This window comes from Tenacibaculum litopenaei, from assembly GCF_964514025.1.
Classification (GTDB): domain Bacteria; phylum Bacteroidota; class Bacteroidia; order Flavobacteriales; family Flavobacteriaceae; genus Polaribacter; species Polaribacter litopenaei.
Genome location: NZ_CAZEQT010000008.1, coordinates 52,772 through 67,320 on the forward strand (window position 1 = coordinate 52,772; position 14,549 = coordinate 67,320).

General features: G+C 40.3%; 11 protein-coding genes and 1 tRNA gene. 5 read left to right on the forward strand and 7 right to left on the reverse strand.

Features of this window, described 5'->3' with window-relative positions; translation table 11 throughout:
• The first annotated feature begins 91 nt into the window (after window positions 1–91).
• The 5 genes from ACKTS5_RS18080 (at window position 92) to ACKTS5_RS18100 (ending at window position 6,781) form a co-directional block, all read left to right on the forward strand.
• On the forward strand, window positions 92–724 hold the full coding sequence (locus tag ACKTS5_RS18080) for a Crp/Fnr family transcriptional regulator (protein WP_408045292.1): 633 nt from the start codon (window positions 92–94) through the stop codon (window positions 722–724).
• A 264-nt stretch (window positions 725–988) separates the two neighbouring features.
• Window positions 989–2,296, forward strand: a complete 1,308-nt coding sequence (locus ACKTS5_RS18085; protein WP_408045293.1) for a TolC family protein — start codon at window positions 989–991, stop codon at window positions 2,294–2,296.
• A 5-nt stretch (window positions 2,297–2,301) separates the two neighbouring features.
• The gene (locus ACKTS5_RS18090) at window positions 2,302–3,375 is read left to right on the forward strand and encodes an efflux RND transporter periplasmic adaptor subunit (protein WP_408045294.1); all 1,074 of its coding nucleotides are present in this window, start codon (window positions 2,302–2,304) and stop codon (window positions 3,373–3,375) included.
• A gap of 18 nt (window positions 3,376–3,393) precedes the next feature.
• Window positions 3,394–6,603 (forward strand): efflux RND transporter permease subunit, encoded by a 3,210-nt coding sequence (locus ACKTS5_RS18095; RefSeq protein ID WP_408045295.1) that lies wholly within the window; start codon window positions 3,394–3,396, stop codon window positions 6,601–6,603.
• Window positions 6,593–6,781 (forward strand): YgaP family membrane protein, encoded by a 189-nt coding sequence (locus ACKTS5_RS18100; RefSeq protein WP_408045296.1) that lies wholly within the window; start codon window positions 6,593–6,595, stop codon window positions 6,779–6,781. The genes ACKTS5_RS18095 and ACKTS5_RS18100 overlap by 11 nt, the downstream gene beginning before the upstream one ends.
• A gap of 668 nt (window positions 6,782–7,449) precedes the next feature.
• On the opposite strand, the gene ACKTS5_RS18105 is transcribed toward ACKTS5_RS18100, so the two are convergent.
• The 7 genes from ACKTS5_RS18105 to murG all read right to left on the reverse strand — a co-directional run bounded on the left by ACKTS5_RS18105 (window position 7,450) and on the right by murG (window position 14,542).
• Window positions 7,450–7,522: transfer RNA gene (locus ACKTS5_RS18105), tRNA-Arg, on the reverse strand.
• 11 nt (window positions 7,523–7,533) lie between these two features.
• On the reverse strand, window positions 7,534–7,980 hold the full coding sequence (locus ACKTS5_RS18110; RefSeq protein WP_408045297.1) for a GatB/YqeY domain-containing protein: 447 nt from the start codon (window positions 7,978–7,980) through the stop codon (window positions 7,534–7,536).
• A 66-nt stretch (window positions 7,981–8,046) separates the two neighbouring features.
• Window positions 8,047–9,915: a cell division protein FtsZ gene (gene ftsZ / locus ACKTS5_RS18115; protein WP_408045298.1), complete on the reverse strand. Its 1,869-nt coding sequence runs from the start codon at window positions 9,913–9,915 to the stop codon at window positions 8,047–8,049.
• Between the two features lie 86 nt (window positions 9,916–10,001).
• Window positions 10,002–11,354, reverse strand: a complete 1,353-nt coding sequence (gene ftsA / locus ACKTS5_RS18120) for a cell division protein FtsA (RefSeq protein WP_408045299.1) — start codon at window positions 11,352–11,354, stop codon at window positions 10,002–10,004.
• Window positions 11,341–12,081: a cell division protein FtsQ/DivIB gene (locus tag ACKTS5_RS18125; protein WP_408045300.1), complete on the reverse strand. Its 741-nt coding sequence runs from the start codon at window positions 12,079–12,081 to the stop codon at window positions 11,341–11,343. Before ACKTS5_RS18125 ends, ftsA begins: the two co-directional genes overlap by 14 nt.
• On the reverse strand, window positions 12,078–13,430 hold the full coding sequence (murC, locus tag ACKTS5_RS18130; RefSeq protein ID WP_408045301.1) for a UDP-N-acetylmuramate--L-alanine ligase: 1,353 nt from the start codon (window positions 13,428–13,430) through the stop codon (window positions 12,078–12,080). Before murC ends, ACKTS5_RS18125 begins: the two co-directional genes overlap by 4 nt.
• Window positions 13,431–13,450: 20 nt before the next feature.
• Window positions 13,451–14,542, reverse strand: a complete 1,092-nt coding sequence (murG, locus tag ACKTS5_RS18135) for an undecaprenyldiphospho-muramoylpentapeptide beta-N-acetylglucosaminyltransferase (RefSeq protein ID WP_408045302.1) — start codon at window positions 14,540–14,542, stop codon at window positions 13,451–13,453.
• Window positions 14,543–14,549: the final 7 nt, after the last annotated feature.

A 14,549-nucleotide genomic window follows, 5' to 3' on the forward strand; every position in this document is an offset into this window, starting at 1 on the left:
CAGGCTAATCCAAAAAATTAATCCGTATTTTAAGCAGTAGATTTTTACTCAAAAAAATAGTATTTTTACAAAACACCAATCACAAATTCACTTGTTAGAAGATTTAAAACTTAATTATGGGTATCTTTTTGAAGATGACCTACTCAAAGAAATTGCCGACATTGCGATTTACAAAGAATACAAGGCTGAAAGTGTAATCATCGACACAGATAGCTATATCGTTTCTATTCCGCTTCTTTTACAAGGAGCTATTAAAATACTCCGAGAAGACGAACGGGGAGACGAATTGGTTTTGTACTACCTTGAAAAAGGTGATACCTGTGCTGTTACGCTATCGTGCTGTATGGGACAAACGAAGAGCAAAATTCGCGCAGTATCAGAAACTGATGTGGAACTCCTCATGATTCCAAAAGAGAAAATGGCCGATTGGCTCGGAAAATACAAAAGTTGGCAAGAGTTTATTTTGCAAAGTTACCACAACAGACTCCAAGAATTCATCGAAGCTGTTGATTCAATTGCCTTCTTAAATATGGACCAACGCCTTTTTAAATACTTAAAAGACAAAGCGCTTGTCAATCACAACGATGTTATCAGTGTTACACATCAGCAAATTGCCAATGACTTACACACCTCACGCGTTGTTATTTCACGCCTACTCAAGTCATTAGAGAAACAAGGAAAAATCAATTTACAGCGAAATCAAATTAAAGTATTGGAACTCTAATTGTGTAACATTTGTTACATTATCTTCCATGGAAAGTTTGTAATTTTCGCACGTGTTTACAAAACACGTGAACACCTAAATACTATTGCAATTTGCATACGTATAAAATCCATTTTTATTTAGTTTAGTACAAACAACCTAAACTTCATCCAACTTGAATCCCCTTGAAAAACATCTATCATTAGGTGTTTTTTTTTATTGTAACAATGGTTACTGACATCCCTCTATTCGGCTCCTAACTTTGCAGCTCATAAATTTTAACACATGAAAACCACCCTGCTTAGTTTTTGCACCTTCCTGATAGGGAGTACCTTGAGTTTTTCACAGTCCACGAGGTATATAACGAAAGATGCCGCCATTAAACTGGCCTATGAAAAAAATGTCGGTCTTAAAATTGCCGATAAAGACGTTCGCATCTCTAAAGCTCAGTACCGAGAAAGCGCCAGCGTGTTCCTTCCTAGCATTAATGCCAAACATACCGGAATCAATACCACCAATCCGTTAATGGCCTTTGGAAGTAAGTTGAATCAAGAAATTTTAACTCCTAGTGATTTTAATCCCAGCTTACTCAACAATCCAAATAGAACCACAAATTTTGCTACAGAATTCACCGTACGACAACCTGTAATTCAAGTAGCTGGATGGCAACGTCGGAAAGCTGGACAACAGCAACTACTGGCCTCAAAATGGCAACAACAACGCTCCAAAGAACACCTTGCATTTCAAGTAGCACAGCGCTATATGCAGTTACAACTCGCTCAAAAAACACGAGTAGTCATTGAAAAAAGCTTAGCCTCTGCCAAGGCAAACAAAACGCTCGTTCAAGATTACCTAGCTCAAGGGATGTTACTCAAAACCGACCTGCTGGAAATTTCCGTACATGTATTAGAAGTGGAAAACCAACTGCAATACGCCAAAAACACCATTCGAAATCAATCAGAAGAACTCAGTCTTTTAATCAATGGTAGTACCGATATTACCTTCCAACCCACAGACAGTTTGGTTGCCAACCCCGTATCGCAATTCAACTATACACTTTCGGAGCAACGTGCCGATATTCGCGCAGTTTCCAGCGCTCAAAAAGCTACCGCGCTCTTGTACAAAGCACAAAAATTAAGCTTCCTACCTACCTTAAATGCCTTTGCCAGCTACGCTATGTTCGATCAACAGCTCTTTGGCGGCAGTGCCAATGGATATACTCTAGGCGCACAATTAAGCTGGGATCTATTTTCAGGTTATCAACGCATCGCTAAACTTCAAAAAAGCAAGGCCATGCTCGAAAAATCAAACTTGACACTTTCTCAATACACTTCTCAAAAACAAGTAGAACTCGATACTGCTGTGCGTCAGTTTCAATTGGCACAACAACAAATCATCACTAAAAACACAGCGCTAAAACAAGCTGAAGAATCAGTGAAAATTACGAGAAATAGATTTCGGGAAGGATTGGAAAAAACAGCAGATTTACTTCGTGCCGAAACCCTGTACGCTCGAAAACAGCTCGCCTATTTTCAGGCTATTTACCAATACAATACTAGTCAAGATTACCTAGCCTTTTTAACAAGAGAATAATCATTATGAATATCAAAACCATTACATACGTACTCAGTACAACCCTCCTACTCAGTTGTACTTCCCAAAACAAATCGAACAACAGTCCTGCAGTTTCAATTCCTGTAACTGTAACCAAAGCACAGACAGCAAGTTCTGGTTCTTTTAGTACCACTGGAAAGGTGCAAGCGAGTCAGCATACAAAATTGAGCACTCGTGTCATGGGGAACATCCAACGCATTTATGTCGCTGTAGGTGACGTGGTTAAAAAAGGACAAGTACTGCTCCAAATTGACGCTACGGATTTACAAGCCAAAGTAGGCCAAATAGATGCTCAAATTTCACGAGCACAAAGTCATTATACAAACGTGAAAAGAGATTACGAACGATTTCAAAAGCTCTATTCCCAAAAAAGTGCTAGTCAAAAAGAACTGGACAACATCAGTACTCAGTATCAAATTGCAATCGATCAATTAAATACCGCCAAACAACAAAAACGAGAAATTTTAGCTCAATTTAAATACACTACATTGCGTGCTCCATATGCCGGAACCGTCGTTAGTAAATTTGTAAATTCCGGGGACATAGCGCATCCAGGAACTCCTTTGCTGAGTATTGAAAACACAGATCGTTTTGAAGTCACCACCAACATTCCGGAGCAATACATTGCTTTTGTCAAAAAGGGAACTACCGTAAGCATTGCTATCAACGCTTTAAACCAACAACTCACGGGCACTGTCGAAAAGTTGAGCAGTTCGTCAAATCACAACGGTGGTCAATACGCTGCAACCATTGCACTCCCAAAAACCAATACCTCATTATACTCTGGTATGAATGCAACTGTTTCTTTTGAAGCGCTCGATCGTCAAGAAAATCAAAAGAGCATCTGGATCCAGACAGCGGCCCTGGTGCGTCAAGGGCAACTAACAGGCATCTATACTCTCAGTCAAAGCAATACTGCTATACTCCGTTGGATACGTATTGGAAAATCATCGCATACGAAAACCGAAGTTCTAAGCGGACTTAATACCGAGGAGCAATACATTACTAACAGCCAAGGAAAATTATACAACGGAGTACCTGTTCGTATACAAAACTAGCACTTTACACCTAATAATATGAAAGAAGGATTAGCAGGAAAAATAGCCAAGAATTTTATCGATTCAAAACTGACCATACTCCTCATGATTTTGTTTATGGCCATCGGAATCTACGGCTCTTTTTTAATTCCTAGAGAAGAAGAACCTCAGATAGAGGTTCCTATGGCGGATCTCTTTTTGAGTTATCCCGGAGCCAGCCCCAAAGAAGTAGAATCGAGAGTTGTTAAGCCCCTAGAAAAACTCATCAGTAACATTCCAGGGGTAGAATACGTGTACGCCACAGCTATGGAAGAACAAGCCATGGTTATCATACAGTTCTACGTAGGCCAAGACGTTGAGCGCTCTCTGGTTAAATTGTATACAGCCCTCAACAAAAATATGGGACAAATGCCTCCAGGAGTGAGCATGCCACTGATCAAAGCCAGAGCTATTGACGATGTTCCCATGCTAGGGATCACTCTTTGGAGTTCGAATTACAACGATTTTGAACTCAAACAACAAGCAGAAGAACTCGGAGGAGAACTCAAGAAAATAAAAGATGTAGCGCAAATCGATATCATAGGAGGACGCAGTAGAGAGTTGAGCGTCGTACTCAATAAGAACAACATTGCCAACTACAGGTTAAAACTATTGGATGTTGCTAACATGATACGCGCAAACAACAGCCAACAAACCAACGGTCGATTTATCCAAAGCGATACCGAATTCTACATCAGCACAGGTAATTTTTTGAGATCAAAAGAGGAGGTTGCTAACCTAGTCGTAGGGTCCTTTGAGCAGCGCCCTGTGTATTTACACCAAATTGCCACGGTGCATGACGGCCCAGAAATTCCGAATAATTATGTGAGTTTTGGCTACGGAAAAGCCAGTGAACAAAAGACTAAAGCACCTGCCGAATATCCAGCAATTACCCTAGCTATCGCCAAGCGTAAGGGCGCCGATGCTATGCAAATTGCAGCGCGCATTGAGCAGCGAATTACAGCACTTCGCAAACACCTCATTCCTGACGACGTTAACGTAAGCATTACGCGAAATTACGGAGAAACAGCTTCTCAAAAAGTATCTGAATTATTACTACACCTCATCGGGGCAATCATTGCGGTTACCTTAGTGGTCATGTTGGCTATGGGATGGCGAGGAGGCTTGGTCGTTTTTCTATCGGTACCCGTAACCTTTGCACTTACGCTATTGAGCTATTATATGCTCGATTATACTTTAAATAGAATTACGCTCTTCGCTTTGGTATTTGTTACCGGAATAGTTGTGGACGATTCTATTATCATCGCTGAAAATATGCATCGTCATTTTAAAATGAAGCTGTTGCCTTTTAAAGAAGCCGCGTTGTATGCCATTAACGAAGTTGGAAACCCAACTATCTTAGCTACCTTTACCGTCATTGCATCGGTACTCCCTATGGCTTTTGTATCTGGTTTAATGGGCCCCTACATGAGCCCTATGCCTATTGGAGCTTCCATAGCTATGTTACTTTCTTTGTTTGTAGCACTGACCATTACCCCGTATTTAGGTTATCTGTTTTTACGAGAAAAAGACAAACGTCAGGAACCTCCTGTTTCAGAGACCGAAGCCTTGCAAGGAACGCGCATCTACAAACTGTACGAAAGACTGGAAAAACCGCTGATCGAGAGCCCGAAAAAACGTTGGTTATTTCTCGGAGGGACCCTCGTATTACTCTTAGGATCGATGTTCTTATTTTTCACCAATGCTGTGGTTGTAAAAATGCTTCCTTTCGACAACAAAAACGAGTTCCAAGTAATTATCGACATGCCCGAGGGAACTACGTTAGAACGCACTGCTGTTGTAGCCAAGGAAATCTCACAATACATCGCCGCACAACCCGAAGTAATTAACTACCAAAGTTATGTAGGAACCGCTGCTCCAATTACATTTAACGGACTGGTACGACATTACGATTTGCGACAAGATCACTTTATGGCAGATATCCAGGTAAACTTGACCGACAAACACGAACGAAGCATACAAAGTCATGCTATCGTAAAAAAATATCGACCAGGCATTCAGAAAATTGCTCGCAAGTTCAACGCAAACGTAAAGCTTGTAGAAGTTCCTCCTGGACCTCCCGTGCTAGCCACGATCGTAGGAGAAGTTTACGGTCCGAATTACGAGGTACAACAACGACTTGCTGATAGTATTCAACAACTCTTGACACGTACGCCCGATGTAGTTGACATCGATGTAATGACCGCTGCCAATCAAATAAAATACGTAGCCAACATCGACAAAACTAAAGCCATGCAATACGGCATTAGTCCAATGGAAATTACACAGACCTTAAACACTGCCTTAAATAATCGTCCTATCAGTCATTTATACAATGAGCATTCCGTGCAACCCATCGGCATAGTTTTCAGAATGGCAGCGCAGGAAAAATCACAACTATATGATATTTTGCAGTTGGGAATCCCAAGTGCAACAGGTACGGTAATTCCAATTGGAGACCTCGTAACCATCCAAAAAACTACACGAGCAAAAAGTATCTACAGAAAAAATCAAAAGCGCGTAGTTTACGTGACAGCTGACATGGCAGGGGCTCTTGAAAGTCCTGTTTATGCGATCTTAGGAATGACAGATCGATTAAAAACACTGAAACTTCCTCATGAAAAACCCATTGCTGAATTGTATACCAGCCAACCTGATGATGAGCAAGTATACACTGTAAAATGGGATGGAGAATGGCAAATAACACTCGAAGTTTTTCGTGATTTAGGACTTGCCTTTGGCGGTGTCATCATCATAATCTATATGCTTATTGTAGGGTGGTTTCAAAACTTTAAAGCTCCTATTGTAATGATGGTGGCCATTCCACTTTCAATGGTCGGTATTATAGTAGGACATTGGCTACTCGGCGCATTTTTCACTGCTACTTCATTTATAGGAATGATTGCTTTAGCCGGAATTATGGTACGAAACTCGGTATTACTAATCGATTTTGTCAATCTCAGACTCGATGAGGGCATCCCTTTAAAACAAGCTGTTATTGAAGCCGGAGCAGTGCGTACTACTCCAATTGTTTTGACTGCCGGGACCGTAGTTATCGGGGCTTTCGTCATCTTATTTGATCCTATTTTCCAAGGGCTCGCCATTTCATTAATGGGAGGTACTATTACCGCCACTGTCTTAACCCTTCTTGTGGTGCCCTTGGTTTATTATTTAATTGAACGCAAAAACCATCCAACTCATGAAAACTAGAATTATCAAAGCCGTCGCCGGTAGTTTTGTACTGAGCAGCTTAACACTTGCCTATTACGTCAACCCTATGTGGTTGTGGTTTACCGCCTTTGTCGGAGCCAATCTACTGCAGTCGGCCATTACCAAATGGTGCTTGTTAGACACGATACTTGAACGTGTTTTTGGCATCACCGACTAACCTTATATCACTTCCGTTGTTAAGTAAGCTAGCAACGGAAGTTTCGTATATTCTAAAATCACGAGAGTCCCTACAATTATTCATTCCTAATTCCCTCCTTAAAAGCTACGAAACCTATAGCAAACAATGCTACAAATTATAGCAATATGAATACCTCCATGATTAGAAGTTCCTTCATTTATAAAGTACGCAATCGAATACCAAACAAACATTCATTTCATTTGTTAGTAGGCTGGGAATTAAAAACCCTAGTCCACTAACAATCAAAATATTAAAACACCCCGGTAAAATACTATAATTTACAGTAATAAATGCTACAATTAGTAGCATAGAATACTACCGCTATTTTTAGAGCTGTAACTCATGTAACCGCGCTTTATCATCCTATCAACACTGGTAATCCGTAGGAAACAAACTAGACATATATCATGTCTAAAATCACTTTGCATTAACAAAACTCAAAAGCGCCACCATCCTAAATTGCTATTATTTGTAGTAAAAACAACTATTAACAACGGCATTGAAAATAATAGAAGCTACTAGCAGGCAATTAGTATTGTCGTCGTACGGAAGCGACTAGCTACGCATCCGTGTAGCGAAAGACGTCCATGTGCCATTAAAACCAATAAAAAAGCCCTCGTAAACTAAGTGTTTACAAGGGCTTTCAGTGACCCAGGAAGGACTCGAACCCTCATCGTCAGAGCCGAAATCTGATGTTCTATCCAATTGAACTACAAGGTCAGCATATTTAACTAAGAAAGCTGAGCTTTCACCTCAGATGAAATGGTTTTTCCATCGGCTTGACCAGCTACCTTTTTGGTAACTAAGCCCATGACTTTCCCCATATCTTTCATCCCTTCGGCACCCACCTCAGCAATGGTTTCTTTGACTATTGCCGTCAGTGCATCTGCACTTAGGGCTTCTGGTAAAAATTGTTCAAGCACGGCTGCTTCTGCCAATTCAGGAGCTGCTAAATCGTCTCTTCCTTGTTCGGCAAATAGTGTCGCACTGTCTTTACGTTGCTTTACTTGTTTCTGAACAACCTTTAACTCTTCTGCTTCTGACAATTCTCCTGCTCCACTTTCAGTCTTCATCAACATAAATGCTGACTTCAACGCTCGTAAAGCGGTTAATGCTACGGTGTCTTTTGACTTCATAGCTTCTTTCATTTTTGTCATTAGCTCTGCTTGTATACTCATTTTACTCGTATTTAACTATAGCACCTTAGCGCAATAGGGTGCTAAAATTATAATTTTTTTTTTCAATTAGTCAACATTATCGTGTAAAAACGAATTATTTGATTTCAATAAATCATTATTGTCGGTGTTTAACGCCGTATCTGATTTGCTGATATCACGGTTGGCATCGATATCCACTCCCAGGCGCTTGTACGCTGGTTGACGTTCAATTTCATCGATATTCTTGCTCACCTGATCGGCGAACTTATAATTAAAACCCTTCATTTTCTCACGTCTTTCTTGAGCTCTTTTCTGCAATTCAGAAATCGTTAAGCTCAACGGAGAAGCTTCATCATTTGAACCTTCCGCAGTAGACTTGTCTTCTACTTGCGTTTTCACCTTAAACTCCAAAGCCTCATCTACCTCTTGTTGAATGGTAGGTCTTGAGCTTTTTCCAATGGTAGGTTCGGCAGAAAAGTCGTCCAACACATAGCGTTTTTTCACTGGTTCTGCACTCACTTTTTCCGCTTGTACATCGATTCCTTTGATATCTTCAGTAGTCTCTATCAAATTAGATTTTGGAGCTACCTCTTCATAGGAATTCAACGGTAAGTCAAACAACAAATCTTGCTGAATGTACTGAGGCTTATCATCCAAAGTATCCTGAGGAAGTTCAGGAGTAACATTGGTAATGATAAAATCTTCTTCTGAAATGGTATCAATAGTAACTTCCTCAAAAGTTACTGGAATGTTTTCGATAAACTCTGAGGTATACACCAAGTCCGTCGTCGGTTTTTGTTTTGGAGTTTCCTCTTCTAAAACGTGTACCACCTTATCAGTAGGACGTTTTGTCAACGGTTCTTGCAAACCCGGCGCTTTTTCAACTCTAGCATCGTCAAAACTATAGGTTGCTTTTTGTTCATCCTCTAAGGTATGTACGATTTTCTTAACTTCAGTATTGGTAATATTACCCTGTTGGTCGGCTGCAAAACCCGTAGCTACTACGGTAACTGCCAATCCATCTTCCAAGCTTTCATCTTCACCGATACCCATAATAATATTGGCATCGTACCCAGCCTCTTCTTGGATGTAATCATTGATTTCACCAATCTCGTCTAAGGTAACTTCGTTGGCACCTGATACGATTAATAACAATACATTTTTAGCACCGGTAATTTTGTTATCGTTTAATAGCGGTGAGTCCAATGCTTTTACAATGGCTGCTTGTGCACGATTGGCTCCTGACTCTTTGGCCGATCCCATAATCGCAGTTCCACTATCAGACAACACGGTTTTAGCATCGTGTAAATCGATATTTTGTTTATAGTGATGAGTAATTACTTCTGCAATACCCTTTGCAGCGGTTGCTAACACCTCATCGGCCTTAGAGAACCCTGCTTTGAATCCTAAATTACCGTAAACTTCACGTAATTTATTGTTATTGATAACAATAAGTGAATCTACGTTATTACGCAACTCATCAATACCATTTTGAGCTTGCTTTGCGCGTCTTCTTCCTTCAAATTGGAACGGCATGGTAACAATACCTACCGTTAAGATGTCCATATCTTTTGCGATTTTCGCAATGATAGGAGCGGCACCAGTACCAGTACCTCCCCCCATACCGGCGGTGATAAACACCATTTTGGTATGTGTACTTAACATCTGTTGAATTTCTTGAATACTTTCAGCGGCTGCTTGCGCTCCAATTTCAGGATTTGCACCAGCACCTAACCCTGAGGTTAAGTGAGCTCCCAACTGAATTTTATTCGGAATTGGACTGTTTTCCAATGCTTGTGCATCTGTATTACAGATTACGAAATCTACTCCGTGAATCTGTTTACTATACATGTGATTTACTGCATTGCTACCTCCCCCTCCAACACCGATCACTTTGATCGCGTTAGACTGTGTTTTTGGCATGTCGAATGAAATGTTATCAAATTCTGCGCTCATAATAACTTTTCTTTTAATTTAAATTTTTGTTCAGCAACTCCGAGTAGGGGATGTTGGAGTTATTATACGTACTATATCTTATAATATTATTCTGCATTATCTAAAAATTCTTTAAATCGTTCTGTAAATTTTTCAAAGAATGATTTAGATTTTGGTTTCCTAGGTTCTTCCTTTTCTAAAGGCTCTTCTTTTAGTTCTTCTTCTTCCGAAGGCACTTTCATTTCGGGTTCCTGCTCTAAAGGAGCTGGTTCTTCTTCCACTCGAGTTTCTTCTTTTGCTTGTTTCTCTAACCCTTCCATTAGTAAACCTACAGCAGTGGCATAGGCCGGACTTGAGAGTACCTCGTCAGAATCACCTGCTAAATGTTCATTCGGATACCCTATACGAACGTCCATCCCTGTAATGTATTCTACAAGTTGGCGCAAGTGCTTTAACTGCGAGCCTCCACCTGTGAGTACTATCCCTGCGATGAGTTTACCTTTTTGGGTTTCGTGTCCATAATTTTTTATTTCCAGATACACGTGCTCGATAATCTCTTGGACACGAGCATGTATTATCTTTGATAAGTTTTTCAACGTAATTTCCTTTGGCTCTCTACCTCTTAAACCAGGAATAGAAACGATTTCTGTTTCTTTATTTTCTCCCGGCCAAGCTGATCCAAACTTGATTTTGAGTAGTTCTGCCTGTTTTTCAATAATGGAACATCCTTCCTTTATATCTTCGGTAATTACATTACCACCAAATGGAATTACTGCGGTATGTCGTATAATTCCATCTTTAAAAATTGCCAAATCGGTGGTACCTCCACCTATATCTATTAAAGCCACTCCGGCTTCTTTTTCTTCCTGACTTAACACTGCTGAAGCAGATGCTAAGGGCTCTAGGGTAATATCTGCCAATGCTAAGCCTGCGCTTTTTACACAGCGTCCGATATTACGTATCGACGATACCTGCCCTACTACCACGTGAAAGTTAGCCTCAAGACGCCCTCCGTACATACCAATAGGCTCCTTTATATCGGGTTGGCTATCTACTTTGTACTCCTGTGGTAACACGTGAATTATTTCTTCACCGGGAAGCATCACTAATTTGTGTACTTGTCCGACGAGGTTTTCGATATCTGTATCGTCAATAACCACGTCCGATTTTTCACGAGTGATATAATCACTGTGGTGCAAACTGCGTATGTGTTGACCGGCAATACCTACTACGACATCATCAATCATTTTACCTGAAACACTCTGCGCTTCATCCACTGCCTGTTGTATGGACTGAATCGTTTGAGTAATGTTGTTCACAACTCCTCGTTTAACCCCTAAACTTTTAGCTTTACCAATACCTAAAACTTCAAGTTTTCCATATTCGTTTTTTCGACCGATCATGGCAACAATCTTTGTTGTACCAATATCTAATCCAACTGCTAATTTATTGTTCTCCATCTTGAGACTGTTTTGTGCACACAACCTGGTTGTGATACTTTAGGTTAATACTTTTGTACTTTCTTATCGATCCATCAACAAGTGTTTTGTTATAAAATGCTTTCAGTTTTTTCAATTTCAACTGCGCATTCGCTAGCCCACCAAAAACTATTTTATAACTCCCGGTACGCACTCCAAAAACATAATCGTTTTGGGCGTTCTTGTCAATTGCAACAACTTCTTTAGCAAAAAAGTCGTCACTCGATATAATAGTAATTAGTTGTATTAGTTCTTTGATTTCCTCAACATTCCCCACTCCCGAAACCAATGGTACTCGAGCCGAATGGTTTATTGATAAAGGAATTTCTACTCCGTGTTTATCAATGTAATAAGGCTCTTCCTTATCGACAATACGAGCGATGGGCGTTCGTTGTTTGATAAAGGTTTTCAACACCCCATTGATGGTTAGAAACACAGTAGCATTTTCTACGTATGGGCTTGCTGAAACATTCGTTTCAAGAAGGTGTAAATCTACTACACTTTTCGGTTGGTTTTCAACAAATTTTGAATTTTGTATTAACATTTTATCCACCGAACTGTGCGTCAGGAAGTTATTACTCCCTCCTGCAAATTCTATCACCGGTCTCTTTATCTTTTTTGCCCCATTACGCTTTCCTGTAAATCCGTACAAAAAGAACAAGAATCCAACCAATACTACAAACGCTATGTATACTAATAGTCTTTTCACTGTGTGCTACTACATTTGTGTTTTAATGCTTCTTTTACTTCATTTACTAATAAACCAATATCTCCTGCTCCAATCATAACAATAACTGAAGCGGTCGTTTCTTTTACTGTTGTAAGCACTTCGCTCTTTTGAAGCAATTGCTTGTTTTCCAACGCTATTTTCTCTAACAACCATTCCGAGGTAATCCCTGGAATTGGCAATTCTCTCGCTGGATATATATCTAATAAATACAATTCATCAAACCCAGCCAATGCTCGTGCGAAATCATCGGCAAAATCACGTGTTCTACTGAACAGATGCGGCTGAAAAATTGCCATAACTTTCTTTTCAGGATACAATTCTCTGACTGCTTGAACCACCGCTTGAATTTCTGTTGGGTGGTGAGCATAATCATCGATTAACGTCATTGCCTCCGATTGGATTTTATACGAAAATCGTCGGTGCACCCCTTTAAAACTCTCTAACTGTGCTTTGATTACTTCACTGTCAACTCCGTAAACATCGGCCATAGCCAGTGCTGCTAAAGCATTCATCAAGTTGTGCTTTCCGGGTAACCCAAACTGCAATCCTTTTAACTGCTTTGTAGGCGTTGTCACATCAAATACGTACTTCGCTCCTTCTATACGAACATCATGAGCTCGATAATCAGCAGGTTCGTCTACGGCATAGGTCAACCCTTTTAAGGGCAGTCCTTTTGCTACCAACAAGGTATCACTAACCGAATTGGCAAAATCTGTAAAAGAACTCTCCAATGCAGCAGCCTCTCCGTAGATATCCAAATGGTCAGCATCCATCGAAGTCACACAAGCGATGTTAGGTGCTAGATGCAAAAACGAACGATCAAACTCATCGGCCTCCACCACACTAATATCTTCTTTACCTAAAATTAAATTAGACTGGTAATTTTCGGTAATTCCACCTAAAAAGGCAGTCGCTCCTACAGGTTGCATCAAATGTCCTAAAATTGCAGAAGTCGTGGTTTTCCCATGAGTTCCTGCTACTCCAAAACAAAATGTTTCCTTGGTAATGAGCCCTAAAACCTCAGCGCGTTTCAAAACGGTAAAATGATTGTCACGAAAATAATTAAGTTCTGTATGTGTTTTCGGAACGGCAGGTGTGTATACCACCAAAGTGCTATCGCTAGATAAAAACTCAATTGGAATTTCTGATACGGCATCTTTGTAATGCACCTCTACTCCGAGGTCACTCAAGGATTCCGTTATCGGGGAAGCTGTCTTATCATATCCCGCTACGCGTTTTCCATTGGCCACAAAATACCTAGCTAAGGCACTCATTCCAATACCTCCAACTCCTATAAAAAATACATTATGTATCGCTTGTAACTTCATTAACTACCTTTCTACGGCTTTTAACTAATTATTTTTATCACTTGATTGACAATATCATTTGTCGCGTTGGGCAATGCCAACATCTTTATATTTTCGCTCAAACTTTCCTGCTTCCCCTTGTCTTTTAACAAGGTTTCCACCACAATTGGAAATGTTTGCAATTCACGCTCTTTCAACAAAATGGCACCGTGCTTATCTACAATAGCTTTGGCGTTCTTTGTTTGGTGATCCTCCGCCACATTAGGTGAAGGAATAAATATCGTCGGTTTCCCTACAATACACAGTTCAGAAACCGAGCTTGCACCTGCACGAGAAACAATAAAATCGGCTGCGGCATATGCCAAATCCATTCGATTTAAAAAGGCGTGTACTTGTACCCCTTCTCGCTCGTTGTATTTTTTGTATTGCTCGTAATACAATTTACCACACTGCCATATAACTTGAACATCCTGGGCAGCAAAAAAATCCAGCTGCTCTTCTATCAATTCATTGATTCTTCGAGCTCCTAAACTTCCTCCTAGAACCAACAGTGTTTTTCGTTCGGTATCCAATTCAAAAAAAGCCTTTCCTTCTTCTGTTTTGGTGTGTATAAACAAGAGATCCTGTCGAACGGGATTTCCTGTTTTCACTAGTTTTTCTTCCGGAAAAAAACGTTCTAAATGATCGTAGGCCACACATACTTTACTCGCCTTTTTCCCTACCAGCTTATTGGTAATTCCGGGATACGAGTTCTGTTCCTGCACTAAGGTTGGAATTCCCTTTCTATTCGCCATCATCAAGGTAGGTCCACTCGCAAAGCCACCAGTACCTATCACTACATTCGGTTTGAACTTTTTTACAATCCTCCCTGCCTTCCACAAACTACTCAACAACTTAAAAGGAAAACTCAAGTTCTTCGCTGTAAGCTTGCGTTGAATTCCAGATATCCACAATCCTTTAATTTCATAACCTGCTTGAGGAACCTTCTCCATTTCCATTTTATCTTTGGCCCCTACAAACAAAATAGCGGCCTCAGGGTAGCGCAGCTTTATCTCGTTCGCAATAGCAATTGCCGGATAAATATGCCCTCCTGTTCCTCCTCCACTAATAATGACTCTTAACGATTTCTGCATGTCCAAA

Coding starts and splice junctions, on each gene's coding strand:
- ACKTS5_RS18085 (WP_408045293.1), top strand. CDS start 989: ATGAAAACCACCCTGCTTAGTTTTTGCACCTTCCTGATAGGGAGTACC.
- ACKTS5_RS18090 (WP_408045294.1), top strand. CDS start 2,302: ATGAATATCAAAACCATTACATACGTACTCAGTACAACCCTCCTACTC.
- ACKTS5_RS18095 (WP_408045295.1), top strand. CDS start 3,394: ATGAAAGAAGGATTAGCAGGAAAAATAGCCAAGAATTTTATCGATTCA.
- ACKTS5_RS18100 (WP_408045296.1), top strand. CDS start 6,593: ATGAAAACTAGAATTATCAAAGCCGTCGCCGGTAGTTTTGTACTGAGC.
- ACKTS5_RS18110 (WP_408045297.1), bottom strand. CDS start 7,980: ATGAGTATACAAGCAGAGCTAATGACAAAAATGAAAGAAGCTATGAAG.
- ftsZ (WP_408045298.1), bottom strand. CDS start 9,915: ATGAGCGCAGAATTTGATAACATTTCATTCGACATGCCAAAAACACAG.
- ftsA (WP_408045299.1), bottom strand. CDS start 11,354: ATGGAGAACAATAAATTAGCAGTTGGATTAGATATTGGTACAACAAAG.
- murC (WP_408045301.1), bottom strand. CDS start 13,430: ATGAAGTTACAAGCGATACATAATGTATTTTTTATAGGAGTTGGAGGT.
- murG (WP_408045302.1), bottom strand. CDS start 14,542: ATGCAGAAATCGTTAAGAGTCATTATTAGTGGAGGAGGAACAGGAGGG.